Raw genomic sequence first — 13034 nt, forward strand, 5'->3', positions numbered from 1 at the left:
CAGTATGCTAGTAGATATTTTAAGATAATCATTCACAGATATTAGCATAGAGGAGTTGGATCCATGGCTACCAAAGTTTTGAAAATTCAAGGGATGACTTGTGCAGCCTGTGCCAAGGCAGTCGAAAGAGTAACGAAAAAATTGCCAGGCATTAAAGAAGCAAATGTAAACTTTGCTACTGAAAAATTAAATGTAGATTTTGATGAAGGGATGGTAACGGTTACTGACATTCAAAATGCTGTAAGTAAAGCAGGCTATAGTGCTTTACTTGATTCAGCAAGCAAAGTGATGAAAATAGAAGGAATGACCTGTGCTGCCTGCGCCAAAGCAAGCGAGCGGGCCGTAAAAAAACTGGACGGTATTATGGAGGCAAGTGTAAACTATGCCACTGAAAAATTGAATGTCACGTTTGATACATCGAAGGTATCAGTTGCAGATATTAAGAAGGCAGTTTCTAAAGCAGGTTATAAAGCTATAGAAGAAGAGGTAAGTGTAGACGAAGATAAGGAGAGAAAGGAAGCCGAAATCAAATCGCTTTGGAAGCGGTTTGTTGTTTCCTTAATTTTTACCGTACCATTGCTTGGCGTATCAATGGGACACATGTTAGGGTACATGCTTCCGAAACCGATTGATCCAATGGCGAATACTGAAAACTTTGCTGTCTTACAGTTAGTGCTATCATCTATCGTATTATTATTTGGGATTAAGTTTTTTGAGGCTGGCTTTACGGCTATTTGGCGTAGAAGTCCGAACATGGACTCGTTAATCGCATTAGGAACATCAGCGGCATATATATATGGACTTTTTGCCATTTATCAAATTTTTACAGGAAATAAAGATTATGCTTATGAATTATACTTTGAATCAGCCGCTGTTATCTTAACCTTAATTACTTTAGGAAAGTACCTTGAATCCGTTACAAAAGGAAAAACGTCTGAAGCAATTAAGAAGCTGATGGGATTAGCTCCGAAAACAGCGACGGTTATCAGGAATGGAAAAGAAGCCATTATTCCTTTCGATGAGGTTGAGGTTGGAGATATTATTGTTGTGAAGCCAGGTGAGAAGCTTCCGGTTGACGGTGAAGTCGTTGAGGGCAACACAGCGATTGACGAATCGATGCTAACTGGTGAAAGTATTCCAGTCGAAAAAGCACCTGGAAGCAAGGTTATTGGAGCAAGTATTAACAAAAGTGGTTATATAAAATATAAGGCGACAAGAGTTGGGAAAGATACAGCACTTTCTCAAATTATTAAACTAGTTGAAGATGCCCAAGGCTCTAAGGCACCAATAGCCAAAATGGCTGATATTATTTCCGGTATCTTTGTGCCAATTGTTATGGCATTAGCTCTAGGTGGTGGACTTGCCTGGTATTTCTTAGGCGGGAGTTCCGGTATTTTTGCACTAACGATCTTTATTTCTGTACTAGTTATCGCTTGTCCTTGTGCACTTGGTCTTGCTACACCTACAGCCATCATGGTCGGTACAGGAAAAGGGGCTGAGCACGGGGTTCTAATTAAAAGCGGTGTTGCCCTTGAGACAGCGCATAAAATTAAAACGATTGTTTTTGATAAAACCTGGTACAATTACGGAAGGTAAACCAAAGGTAACCGATATTGTTACAGTAAATGGGATGAATAAGGAGCATCTTCTTCAAATCGCGGCAACAGCTGAAAAGGGTTCAGAGCATCCACTAGGTGAAGCGATTGTCAGAGATGCTGAAGAAAAGAAATTAGAGTTCAAAAAGATCGATCAGTTTAAGGCGATCCCTGGTCACGGGATTGAGGTTGTGATTGAGGGAGATACCATTTTGCTTGGAAATAGAAAGCTAATGGTGGAAAGCAATGTGGATATAAGCCAATTAGAGGACACCTCTGGAAAACTGGCTGGTGAAGGCAAGACACCTATGTATATTGCGATCAACCATTCTATTAGTGGTATTATCGCAGTGGCTGATACAGTAAAAGCAAGCAGTAAAAATGCCATCGAGGCGCTTCATAAAATGGGTATCGAAGTAGCAATGATTACTGGAGATAATCGAAAAACGGCCGAGGCTATTGCAAAGCAGGTTGGCATAGATGTAGTACTTGCAGAAGTGTTACCACAGGATAAGGCGAATGAAGTAAAGAAATTGCAAGCTCAAGGCAAAAAAGTGGCCATGGTTGGTGATGGAATAAATGATGCTCCAGCCCTAGCACAAGCTGATATTGGGATAGCGATTGGGTCAGGTACAGATGTTGCGATGGAGTCTGCTGATGTCGTTTTAATGAGAAGTGATTTAATGGATGTGCCGACAGCTATTCAACTTAGTAAGAAAACCATTAATAATATTAAGCAGAATTTATTTTGGGCATTTGGCTACAATACATTAGGTATTCCAGTCGCTATGGGGATTCTTTATATCTTCGGAGGTCCGTTATTAAATCCAATTATTGCTGCAGCAGCGATGAGTTTAAGCTCGGTCTCTGTACTATTAAATGCAATAAGATTAAAAGGATTTAAGCCAGTGACTAAATAAATTGTTAAGAAAGCTGATTCAATCGTTGCTAAAGTAACTTTTCGAATCAGCTTTTTTTCTTTACAGTTGATCTTACTGTTCAAATTTCTACAGTGCACTGTTTGAATTTACACAATTCTTTAGGATGTGTCCTAGTGTTAGAAAACATAGAGCTTATTATAACCGTAAAATCAATAACAATGTTATATCGATAATTTGGCATAGGAATTGCAAGTAAAAATATTATCTTAGAATAAAAAGGAGGAAATAGAATGAAGGGACTTTATTTGACTGCTGGAGTAGTTGTCGTAGCTGTAGTTGGTTATTTGTTGTGGATGTATGTATTTATGGATGCGTCACAAATGTAAACAGCCGATCTTTCTAATAGTGGGAAAAAGCTAAATGGATGAGGTAAATCTCCTTATCCCTCGTAATAATTTAATATTATATTTTAACAAAATGATGAGGGAAACTTCATCATTTTTTAATTCATAATTGTAGGATGAAATGAGATTTGAAATAATGGTTATTGTGCGGTTATTTATATTCCGTAAAAATATTAAATGAAAAAGATTATATTGTGAAAATTTGGTATGATTCTTGCTTATTATAAAAGTAGAGTAGCTAATTAAAATTAATGTTTATATAAATTAAAGAGTAACCTTACTAAGGGGTGATTATATGAATCCTAAAAAATTATTTTCTATATTTATAGGTATTTTGTTACTTATCGTTGTCTATAACTTTATCTTACCTTATTTTTCGATACAAACCTCTAATAGCATGGTAATGGGCATGGGTATGGGAATGCATGGAGGAGGGATGGGGAATAATAATTATTTTTACAATTATAACCTGATTCCTAATCTTATCATTATCATTAGTATTGTTTTTTTAGGCTTTTTCATTGTCAACAAACTATCTCATTCTAGTACACCTAAATGTAAGAAATGCAATTTGCCAATTGAGAGTAATGAGTGGAAAATTTGCCCACGATGTGGCAACCAGCTTCAAGATAGAGGGGGTACCAAATCTTGACTCTATTATTTTTAATTATCATAGCCGTGATCGTTTATTATATTTTCATCAATAACCAAGCCAATAAAACAACTGTCTTGGGGATGTCGGATAAAAAATGCCCTAATTGTAGTAATTCTATTAAGACAGACTTTAATGTATGCCCAGTCTGTAAAGAAACGTTGAGAAAGAAGTGTGGTGCTTGCGGGAAGATGGTAGATATCACTTGGAAATACTGTCCTTATTGTGAGGAAACTTTAAGAAATAGTCATTATTAGAAAAAATCGCTATCGTAAAAGATGGCGTTTTTTTATTTAAAACTGTTCATTATTGTACACCTTCCTGTTCGATTTTATACAAAACAAGCAAGGATTGCAGGAGTATAAAATACTTTTTATTAATAGATTGCTGATTTTTATCAACCCCACGATGGCACAATAATTGCATTAATTGTAGTGAGTGGACAAATTTTTGAGAGGTGAATGAAATGAAGAAGGATTCTGCCTTGAAAATATTGGGGCTATCAGCTTTAGGATTAATTTTTCTATGGTTATTGAATACTGTATTTTTTTCATCAGGATATGGGATGTCAGTTCGATATAACATGCCAAGCTACTACTATAGTACCGGCTATAACAATTACTTTGGAATGAATGGTTTTTTAATTTCAATCCTCAAAATTGTATTAGTAATATTTATTTTCGCGTTTTTCGCTGCAGTTGTTATGATTGTAAAAAATAATTTACTAAAGCCGGAGGATATTCATGCTATAAAAGAACAATTCACAAATGATTTCAATAAAGAAATAGCTGAATCGGATACAAAGAATTCAATTTCAGGAATAGAAGAAATAATAGCAGAAGATCTAAATCAAGAGATTAAAGAAAAAAGTATTTGCCCTGAATGTGGTCATGAATTGGATCCTGAGTGGAAAATATGTCTGAATTGTGGGAAGGAATTAAAAAAGAGTAGGAAAAAGAAAAACACAAATAATTAAAGAAGAAAATAATTGGAGGGATTAAGATGAGAATCAATTCGTGGTTTAAATTAGCTGCTGTTTCTTTAGCAGGAATGATACTAAGTTTTTTAATCCTCTGGGGGCTACAACAGTATAATCAATATCAATATTATAATAATATGAACGGTATGCAAATGAATGGTTATAGTAACATGCAAGGGAATTCTGGCTATATGAATGGTGGCAATATGCAGGGTGGTTGGAATATGCAAGGGAATTCTGGCTATATGCCAGGGGTGAATATGCAGGGCGGCTGGAACATGCAAGGGAATTCTGGTTACATGCCAAATATGAACGCCCAAGGCGGTTGGAATATGCAAGGCAATATGAACAATATATCAGGTGTTAATATGAACGGGAATATGGGAATGTAGTCCTCCGAAGTGTTAGGGAAAACCCAGGGGAAATCCTCTGGGTTTTTCTTTGCTTGTATCACGAGGCAAGTTCTTATGCTTTTTATTTTTTCAATAATTATCCACAAAAGCCTCTTTTATTTACCTTCTTTCTACATCTAATCTACATAACTGAAATTTATACTAATCATATAAGGTAGTTCATAGGAGAGTACTTTGAATGAAAAATAAACGGTGTTTTAAATTCTTAATCGCATTGCTTATCCTTAGCATTGCCGCGTTACATAGTTATTCTAGTTCTTCAAATTCGACTCTACATCAATTTTATAAGCTATTGTATTTCGTTCCCGTCATATTAGCCTCATTTAAGTTTGGTTTTAGAGGAGGAACCGTTACAGCACTTATTATCAGCATTATTTACTCTCCCCAAAAATTATTATCCTTTAGTTTTACAGGAGAGACGATTAGTGAGCTACTAGATATTCTACTGTTTTTTGCGATTGGAATAATCACCGGAATATTAGTAGAGAAGAAAAATCTAGCTATTCTCACAATAGATAACCAATTAAAAAAATACATCATTCTTGAGAATTTTTCGAACTCTATTTTTGAAAGCATTCATAACGGAATTGTATCAATAAATAAAGATTGCTTGATTACTTCATTGAACACTGGAGCAAAAAATATATTAGGAGTAAATAATGACTGCATAGGTACAAATATTCTTGAGATGTTCCCTACAAGAGATGATTTCGAAACCATAATTTGGACTGTGATGGAAACAGGCGAACCTCTAATAAATATTGAAAAACATCTCTATATAAAAAATGAGGAAGTTACGATTGAGCTCGGAGTCTATCCACTTAGTTTGGACAACAAAAATAAAGGGCTAGTGATCATTATTGAAGATATAACAGAAATAAAAAAAATTAAGGAACAAATGCAGAGAAATGATAAACTGGCCACTGTTGGTGAGCTTGCTACAGGGATTGCACATGAAATAAGAAATCCGTTAGCCATCATAAAAATGATTGAACAGACGATGAGAAGTGAACTAAAGGAAAATAAAGATGCAATAGTAGAGCTTGAGATTATTGATGAAGAAGTGGAAAGAGCCAACAAGGTCATTAAATCACTAATGGAATTTGGTAAGCCTAGTAAAAATGAAAAAAACAGCTATTCCTTAAATGAAATAATAGAGGATGTTTTGATTATTGTTAATAAATATACGTCTCAGCATAATGTAAAGGTTTGTTTTAACCGATCTGATATTCCATACGCTGAGCTAGATAAGGAACAGTTGAAACAGGCTTTTGTTAATTTAATTTTTAATGCTGTTGATGCCATGCCTAATGGGGAGAACTTACGATATCAACAGAATACTCTTTAAATAAGTGGATAAAAGTGATCTTCCAAGATTGTGGCCAAGGAATTGCAGAGGAAAATATGGAAAAAATATTTTCTCCTTTTTTCACGACAAAGGATGAGGGAACTGGATTAGGCTTATCGATTGTTCACAGAATAATAGAAGATCACCGAGGGATTATCAAGGTAACAAGTAAAGAAGGAAAGGGAGCCTGTTTTGAATTGTTATTTCCCATAGAGTTTGATTCTATGGAGAAATTTACTCAATCACTCTCAGCAAGATTTAATGCATAGTTTTATAGATAGAGGAGGCAATCCCTTGAAGATATTAATTGCAGATGACGAAAAAAATATGCGTTGGATCCTTGAAAAAAACTTAAAATCAGAGGGTTTTCAAGTAGTCACTGGAGAAGATGGCGAAGATGCTTTTAATCTATTTTTAGATGAAGCTCCAGATATGGCTATTTTAGATTTCAAAATGCCAAAGCTTGATGGAATGGAGGTATTAAAAAGAATAAAAAAAATTAATAGTGCCATTCCGGTGATTATGATAACAGCACATGGCAGTACAGAGGCAGCGGTTGAAGCGATGAAGCTAGGTGCAATTGATTATATTTCAAAGCCATTTGATATTAATGAGTTAAAGATGACAATATTCAGAGCATTAAATATCGATAAATTAAATAAAGAAATTGAATACTTAAGGGAACAATCATTCGATCATTTTGATAATAAAATAGTTGGAAATAACCGAAAAATGTTAGAGATTTTTGAGATGATTGAAAAAATCGCTGACACGAATGCCACCGTTTTGGTTATGGGAGAAAGTGGAACAGGTAAAGAGGGAATCGTATCATCGATACACAATAAAAGCAGTAGAAGGGATAACCCATATATTAGGGTGAATTGTGGTGCTATTCCAGAAAATTTAATAGAAAGTGAGCTTTTTGGACATGAGAAAGGAGCTTTCACTGGTGCAAATTTAAGAAAGTTGGGTAGATTCGATCGGGCACAAGGTGGGACTCTTTTTTAGATGAAATAGGTGAATTGAGCTTAGCACTGCAAGTTAAAATACTTAGAGTACTTCAAGAAAAAGAGTTTGAAAGAGTCGGGGGAACAGAGGTTATTAAATCGGATGTTCGAATCGTAGCCGCTACCAATCGAAATCTTGAGGAGATGGTCGAAAAAGGTGAATTTCGCGAAGACCTATTATATCGCCTTAAAGTCATTCCAATCTATTTGCCGCCATTGCGGGAACGAAAGGACGACATCCGTTCATTAGTAGATTATTTTATCGCTAAATATTGTAATGAAACAAATAAAGAATTATTAACCATTGAAGAGGATGCACTGGATCTTCTAAAGGCATATGACTACCCTGGAAACATTCGGGAATTGGAAAATCTGATTGAGAGAATGGTTATTCTCAGTAACGATGGGATTATTCGGGCAGCAATGCTTCCGAAAGAAATCGTCAAAGGTGCATTCTACAATAGCAAAGACTCTTTTATCTTACCTGGAAGAGGGCATAAATTTTGAAGATGTCGAAATAAGTTTTGTGAGACAGGCTTTGGAAAGATCAAAAGGAAACCAAACTCAAGCGGCTAAGTTACTTGGAATGTCCAGGCATGCACTTATATATCGAATGGATAAATTTAATCTGAAATAAATTTTCAAGGAAAGAAAGGATCAGCTAATTACTAAAGCACGGGCATACTGTTCAAAATTTCACAGGTATCTGTATAAAACTCAACAACATCCTAATTTAGTAAGTTAGAAAAATCTTTAAAGACTACTCTTTTATGAAAAAACAACTTGGCACGGTAATTGCATTATAACTAAGCGAAAGGAAAAATAAGTTGAGGAGGTGAATCAAGTGAAGAATGATTCAGCCATCAAAATGATTGGATATTCGATTCTAGGTATAATCATACTCTGGCTTGCCAAAGCTGTTTTATTCCCTACAGGATATGGCGTGTCTGTAAGATATACAATGCCAGGATATTCCAGAAATGGTTATGGATATGAACATACCTATAATTCCTTCAATAGTTTTAATAGTTTAACGAGTTCTTTCATACAAATCTTATTTTTTGTATTTTTAGTAGCACTAATTGTGGGAGCAGTAATGGTAGTCAAAAACTATCTATTTACTCCAGAAGATATTGCCGAAATTAAAGGATCCTTTATTGGAAAAGCAAATGGAGTAACAAATCCTTGCGTCACTTGTGGAAAAGAAATAAATCCAGAATGGAAAGTATGCCCGCATTGCGGGAAAGATGTAGGTACTAAAGATAGGGAATAACCATTAATTATAGGAATAAAGAGGGAGGTATTTTATCATGGTTACAGGTTTTGGTTTAACTTCAATTAGCTTGCTGTTAACATTTTTAATTAAATTCTTTTTTGTCGTATTTATAGTAGGTCTAGTTGGAGGTTTAATTGTCACAGCGAAAAATTATGTTTTTACTCCAGAGGATATAGCAGCATTTAAGGCTCCTTTTAAAGGGAAAGAAGCAGAAAAACTGTTAGAACAAGATAAATAAAATAAAAAAATTGGAAAACTCCAGTAATCTTTTTTCGAAAAATCTCAACTAATAATAATAATGGAGGAATATAGAATGAAAACTAATGCATGGTATATATTAGCAGGTGTTTCTTTAGCGGGTATCATTTTAACATTTGTCATATTATGGGGAATTCAACAGTTCAATCAATATCAATATTACAATAATATGAATGGCACGCAAATGAATGGCATGAATATGCAGAATGGTACGATGCCAGGCATGAATATGCAAGGGAACATGAACATGCAAGGTGGCAATATGAATATGCAGAGTGGCAATATGAATATGCAGAGTGGCAATATGAACATGCAGGGTGGCGGCATGATGATGGATAACATGGGTATGGACAATATGAAAATGCAAGGCGGCATGATGATGGGAATGTAATGACCAAATCAATAGTGAACCCAGGGTTTTACCTCTGGGTTTTTTCTATGTCGTCAGTAGTCAAAAAATAGTCACATATTAAATTTTTTGTAGTAGATTTCATCTTTCTACATCTGAACTACATATGAAATTTTTATACTACAGCTAGATATAAAAGATAAAATCTTTCGAACAATATTTTATCTTAGCTACTATTTAGGAGGTAAAAAAATGGCATCAAAGAATAGTGTTTTTGGCAAAATAATAGCTGTTTTTCTCGTATTGATTATTATCGGAGGATCAGGTTTCCTTGGCTATAATTTATTATCTGGTTCAATCGGTAGCATGGATATGGCTAGTATGAGTACTGGTTCGGCAACAAACAAAGATCAGTCGAAAGAAACAACTAATAAAGCTGATACTTCTAATCAAGAAATGAAAATGGATGATACTACATCAACTGACTCAATGAACATGGAGGATTCAAATGAACAATCAAACTCTCAATATTCAACTCAAGTCATTTCAGCTGTTTTGCAAAACAAAGATGATCTTGAAAAGACAATGGTTACTTTAAAAGAGTCATTAAGTATGATTACGATTGACCCTAATTCTGCGGAAGACCCGAATGCAAATGCAACACAAGAGCAAGCAACAAGTCAAACCACTGATCAAACGACTGAAACAAAGGATAATCAAGGAAATACCATTATAAATGTGTATCCTCAAGATGGTACCACTCAGACAACGACGATGGAAAATATGGGGACTACCTATGATGCAGCAAAAATGGAACAACTCCATACAGCTGTTTACAAAGTGGCTGTTGGGATGCAGTTATTAGAGCAGCTTAAGACTAATTTATCCAATCAACTAGAGATGGCAAGCACAAGCGTAACAGATTCAGCTCAATATTTTAATAATCAGTATTTCACCACTGTACAAAACAAAACTAAATTAAATGATGCATTAAATTATATTAATGAAGCTGGTTCCTTAATAAATATTAATCCTTATGTTTCAAAAGATGGACTTGTATATGATCAAGCCAAGATGGGGCAACTCCATGAAAGTATTAATAAGCTAGCGGTGGCAGTAGTCGGTTTAAACAAAATCAATGATAACTTTTCACAGCAATCAATTCAATTTAGTAATTTAGCGCAAACATCTCCAGCGATGACAAGTATGGATATGAGTGGAGGTTTCTTAAGCAATATAAACATGACAACAGTGTTTAATGCTTTAGTGATTGTCTTTATTTTAATTTTTATTATCTCAATTTTTGGGTATATTAGCAGATTGTTAAAGTCTCCAAAAAGCTCAAATTAAAATAATGTAAATCTCACATTCTTAAAAATAGGATAATTAGTGTTTATCCAAACTACAAAAAGGAGTGTAACTATGTGGGACCTCATCAAGAATGACCCAATTTTAAAATCAATCACAATCCTTATAGTCGGCATCTTCGCCTTTTCTTTCGCCTTCAGTATCATGTTTGGCACAGGACAATCGGGAATGGAACATGGGACAAGTACAGTAGGTTATAGTGCTGCCACTGGATTAGGGCAGATCATTGTTCTACTGTCTAAACTGTTAATCATTACCCTACTAGTAGCGATTCTTATCGCAACAGTTAAGTTTGTTAAAAAGCATGTCATTGGTAATGAACCAATCAAAGGTATGGATTACTTGAAAAATAAGCCAGTCTTGTCCATTTTGGTTGGAATTGGCGGAATTCTATTGCTAGTTCTTGCTATGAATCTATTGGCGCCACCAACCAGTGGAAATGAAATGGCCCATGCTACTGCAACAACAGGTGTTGCAAGTAATAGCATAGGATTTGGATTAACTGGAATCCTTACTCTGCTATTAAAATTGGTGTCAGTCGTTTCATTAATTGGATTGATTACTGGTCTAGTGATGTATTTCAAGGGTCGTTATTTCGATAGGTTAAATACAGCTATGATATTAAGCAAAGAAAATTGTTCCACATGTGGTGTTGAACTTAAACACCACTGGAAGTGTTGCCCAGGCTGTGGTACTGAAAAAAATAATAAAAATGAAGTAAACGAAAAACTAGCTTTAGAAAACGGACAAAACTAATATGAAAATCAAATTTGATCTGGTTATGCACTGGCTGTACATCATCGTTTGGGCATTGCTTGCCATTAGTGGCTTCGCCATGACCGGAGCAAACTATGGTTGGTTATTAAATTTTGATATAGCCACTGCAGACTATGTACATCGTATATCTTCAGCCATATTTGTCATCCTTACCCTTATGTCAATTATCTACGAAGTTATTAGAGGGATTAAGAATGAAGTGAAAAATTCAGCATGGATGGTAATAGGGAAACAGGGATACCAACTGTTTACTTATATTACAACGTTACTATTTATCGTAACAGGAGCATTAATCTGGTTCTGTATGGAATTCGACATGTCCTTTATCAGTTTTCCGCTCCTCGTTCATGAATACTTATCCTATATCGTTCTAGCAAGTGTGATCTGGCATATTTACATGAAATGTCACATTCTATTATGGCCTAAAAAAAGAGTGGTCCAAAGGGAGGGGAAATAAAGATGATACAAAAGCGATGGTTTAAATTATTTATCTGGTTTCTCGCTACCTTTTTCTTTTTCATGGCAAGTAGTGTCATCATTTCCATGTATAAACCCGGCCCCTCTGAAATGGATGTGATGAACTTTATGTCAGGTATGATGGGGGCGATGGAAAACTCGATTATGGGCGTGACGATGCATGTCGAAATGAATAGCACGATTGGGAAAATACTAGCCTTCTCTTACTATATGCTTACTCCTATCATAGCGGTCAGCATTGTAGCAGGCTTTGCGATCAGGTTTATGCGTGGGAGTGGTAGGCGTGTTCAATAAAAAGAAATTGAATTTTTGGAGATTAGCAGTCTTTTATATTGGAGCAACCGCATCGATTTTGCTTCTTTTATGGAATTCGCCGTATAAGTCACAATCAGCGATGATGGACGGCAGCATGGGTAGTATGATGAAGAGTATGCATATGTCAAACACTACCATTTATGATTTGCTTGGTAATCCTGAGGCACAACAGGAGCAAAGTAATGATAGTGCAAGCCATCATGATAATTCGCCAGTATATAATATGGGAGTTTTAACGACAGTCATTGTTTTTCTATTGCTCCCACTTATTATTGGGGGATCCATCATACTGGCAATAATCTGGATAAAATAGGTGATTTAAATGGGTTTACTAGGTGCAATCGGACAGCAATATATGTTTCTATTATTGGTTCTCCTATTTTTAGGGTTTGGCTTAGGAACATGGTCAGTTATTAAATCAATCTTTGAACATGAAGAGCCTAAGGGGTGAAAAAAAGCCCCAATAACCTTTGAATAGGTTAAATGATGAAATGAATCTGTATACAAAAATATATAACAATTTGGAGGAATGGATATGAGTAATGGATGGTTAAAATTAGGAGCATTTTCACTTGGAGGTTTGATCATTAGCTTTTTGATCTTAAACTTTATTTCAACGAACAACATGAATATGCAAGGAAATATGAATGGAATGAATATGCAAGGCACGACGTCAACACAAATGAATGGCATGAACATGAATAGCATAGGCAGTATGAACAGCATGAGCAACATGAGTGGTACAAGCAGCATGAACGGAATGAGCGGACAAACAAGCGACATTCAAACGCAATTAAATCAAATGCAAAACCAATTAAATCAAATGCAACAACAAATGCAGAATTCCAATAGCGGTAGCGGTAGTATGAGTGGCAGTGGCAGTAGTAGCGGCAGCATGAGCGGCGGCGGAATGAGCATGATGTAATAATCCTAAT

At 35.4% G+C, this 13034-nt stretch carries 17 protein-coding genes and 2 pseudogenes; all 19 read left to right on the top strand.

The features are described 5' to 3' along the window. The first annotated feature begins 63 nt into the window (after positions 1–63). Positions 64–2515: pseudogene (locus tag RGF10_RS03535) on the top strand (heavy metal translocating P-type ATPase). A 660-nt stretch (positions 2516–3175) separates the two neighbouring features. After that, positions 3176–3532: a hypothetical protein gene (locus tag RGF10_RS03540; RefSeq protein WP_318507347.1), complete on the top strand. Its 357-nt coding sequence runs from the start codon at positions 3176–3178 to the stop codon at positions 3530–3532. Positions 3533–3615: 83 nt separating this feature from the next. Next, positions 3616–3789, top strand: a complete 174-nt coding sequence (locus RGF10_RS23740; protein ID WP_412176711.1) for a double zinc ribbon domain-containing protein — start codon at positions 3616–3618, stop codon at positions 3787–3789. 209 nt (positions 3790–3998) lie between these two features. Then, positions 3999–4508, top strand: a complete 510-nt coding sequence (locus RGF10_RS03545; RefSeq protein ID WP_318507349.1) for a zinc ribbon domain-containing protein — start codon at positions 3999–4001, stop codon at positions 4506–4508. 26 nt (positions 4509–4534) lie between these two features. Further along, positions 4535–4903 carry a hypothetical protein gene (locus RGF10_RS03550; RefSeq protein WP_318507351.1) on the top strand — a complete coding sequence of 123 codons (369 nt, stop codon included), beginning with the start codon at positions 4535–4537 and terminating at the stop codon, positions 4901–4903. A gap of 199 nt (positions 4904–5102) precedes the next feature. Beyond that, on the top strand, positions 5103–6272 hold the full coding sequence (locus RGF10_RS03555) for a PAS domain S-box protein (RefSeq protein WP_318507353.1): 1170 nt from the start codon (positions 5103–5105) through the stop codon (positions 6270–6272). 14 nt (positions 6273–6286) lie between these two features. After that, positions 6287–6541, top strand: a complete 255-nt coding sequence (locus RGF10_RS03560) for an ATP-binding protein (RefSeq protein WP_318507355.1) — start codon at positions 6287–6289, stop codon at positions 6539–6541. After that, positions 6534–7438 (top strand): annotated as a pseudogene (locus RGF10_RS03565) (sigma-54-dependent transcriptional regulator); the annotation flags it as partial. The gene RGF10_RS03560 and the pseudogene RGF10_RS03565, both read left to right, overlap by 8 nt. Before the next feature lie 244 nt (positions 7439–7682). After that, positions 7683–7916, top strand: coding sequence for a helix-turn-helix domain-containing protein (locus tag RGF10_RS23745; RefSeq protein ID WP_412176675.1), 234 nt, complete (start codon positions 7683–7685; stop codon positions 7914–7916). Positions 7917–8123: 207 nt separating this feature from the next. Next, on the top strand, positions 8124–8552 hold the full coding sequence (locus tag RGF10_RS03570) for a zinc ribbon domain-containing protein (protein ID WP_318507356.1): 429 nt from the start codon (positions 8124–8126) through the stop codon (positions 8550–8552). Positions 8553–8589: 37 nt separating this feature from the next. After that, positions 8590–8793, top strand: a complete 204-nt coding sequence (locus RGF10_RS03575; protein ID WP_318507357.1) for a hypothetical protein — start codon at positions 8590–8592, stop codon at positions 8791–8793. 75 nt (positions 8794–8868) lie between these two features. Further along, positions 8869–9204 (top strand): hypothetical protein, encoded by a 336-nt coding sequence (locus tag RGF10_RS03580; RefSeq protein ID WP_318507359.1) that lies wholly within the window; start codon positions 8869–8871, stop codon positions 9202–9204. 210 nt (positions 9205–9414) lie between these two features. Further along, on the top strand, positions 9415–10512 hold the full coding sequence (locus RGF10_RS03585) for a hypothetical protein (RefSeq protein WP_318507362.1): 1098 nt from the start codon (positions 9415–9417) through the stop codon (positions 10510–10512). Positions 10513–10584: 72 nt separating this feature from the next. Beyond that, positions 10585–11286 (top strand): hypothetical protein, encoded by a 702-nt coding sequence (locus RGF10_RS03590; protein WP_318507364.1) that lies wholly within the window; start codon positions 10585–10587, stop codon positions 11284–11286. Position 11287: 1 nt separating this feature from the next. Beyond that, a complete protein-coding gene (locus RGF10_RS03595; RefSeq protein ID WP_318507367.1) occupies positions 11288–11764 on the top strand; it encodes a cytochrome b/b6 domain-containing protein in 477 nt (158 codons plus the stop codon). Between the two features lie 2 nt (positions 11765–11766). Further along, positions 11767–12078 (top strand): hypothetical protein, encoded by a 312-nt coding sequence (locus RGF10_RS03600; protein ID WP_318507371.1) that lies wholly within the window; start codon positions 11767–11769, stop codon positions 12076–12078. Further along, positions 12068–12412 (top strand): hypothetical protein, encoded by a 345-nt coding sequence (locus RGF10_RS03605; protein WP_318507373.1) that lies wholly within the window; start codon positions 12068–12070, stop codon positions 12410–12412. The genes RGF10_RS03600 and RGF10_RS03605 overlap by 11 nt, the downstream gene beginning before the upstream one ends. A gap of 9 nt (positions 12413–12421) precedes the next feature. Continuing rightward, entirely contained in the window at positions 12422–12550 is a 129-nt protein-coding gene (locus RGF10_RS03610) for a hypothetical protein (RefSeq protein WP_318507374.1), read from the top strand. A gap of 84 nt (positions 12551–12634) precedes the next feature. Then, on the top strand, positions 12635–13024 hold the full coding sequence (locus tag RGF10_RS03615) for a hypothetical protein (RefSeq protein WP_318507376.1): 390 nt from the start codon (positions 12635–12637) through the stop codon (positions 13022–13024). The last annotated feature ends 10 nt before the right edge of the window (positions 13025–13034 follow it).

It is taken from the genome of Bacillus sp. T3 (genome assembly GCF_033449965.1).
Taxonomy (GTDB): domain Bacteria; phylum Bacillota; class Bacilli; order Bacillales; family Cytobacillaceae; genus Bacillus_BU.

Excerpts from the sequence above, each read along its gene's own strand:
- RGF10_RS03595 (WP_318507367.1), top strand. The coding sequence starts at position 11,288 with ATGAAAATCAAATTTGATCTGGTTATGCACTGGCTGTACATCATCGTT.
- RGF10_RS03600 (WP_318507371.1), top strand. The coding sequence starts at position 11,767 with ATGATACAAAAGCGATGGTTTAAATTATTTATCTGGTTTCTCGCTACC.
- RGF10_RS03555 (WP_318507353.1), top strand. The coding sequence starts at position 5,103 with ATGAAAAATAAACGGTGTTTTAAATTCTTAATCGCATTGCTTATCCTT.
- RGF10_RS03610 (WP_318507374.1), top strand. The coding sequence starts at position 12,422 with ATGGGTTTACTAGGTGCAATCGGACAGCAATATATGTTTCTATTATTG.
- RGF10_RS03540 (WP_318507347.1), top strand. The coding sequence starts at position 3,176 with ATGAATCCTAAAAAATTATTTTCTATATTTATAGGTATTTTGTTACTT.
- RGF10_RS03550 (WP_318507351.1), top strand. The coding sequence starts at position 4,535 with ATGAGAATCAATTCGTGGTTTAAATTAGCTGCTGTTTCTTTAGCAGGA.
- RGF10_RS03575 (WP_318507357.1), top strand. The coding sequence starts at position 8,590 with ATGGTTACAGGTTTTGGTTTAACTTCAATTAGCTTGCTGTTAACATTT.
- RGF10_RS03615 (WP_318507376.1), top strand. The coding sequence starts at position 12,635 with ATGAGTAATGGATGGTTAAAATTAGGAGCATTTTCACTTGGAGGTTTG.
- RGF10_RS03545 (WP_318507349.1), top strand. The coding sequence starts at position 3,999 with ATGAAGAAGGATTCTGCCTTGAAAATATTGGGGCTATCAGCTTTAGGA.
- RGF10_RS23740 (WP_412176711.1), top strand. The coding sequence starts at position 3,616 with ATGTCGGATAAAAAATGCCCTAATTGTAGTAATTCTATTAAGACAGAC.
- RGF10_RS23745 (WP_412176675.1), top strand. The coding sequence starts at position 7,683 with ATGGGATTATTCGGGCAGCAATGCTTCCGAAAGAAATCGTCAAAGGTG.
- RGF10_RS03590 (WP_318507364.1), top strand. The coding sequence starts at position 10,585 with ATGTGGGACCTCATCAAGAATGACCCAATTTTAAAATCAATCACAATC.
- RGF10_RS03580 (WP_318507359.1), top strand. The coding sequence starts at position 8,869 with ATGAAAACTAATGCATGGTATATATTAGCAGGTGTTTCTTTAGCGGGT.
- RGF10_RS03585 (WP_318507362.1), top strand. The coding sequence starts at position 9,415 with ATGGCATCAAAGAATAGTGTTTTTGGCAAAATAATAGCTGTTTTTCTC.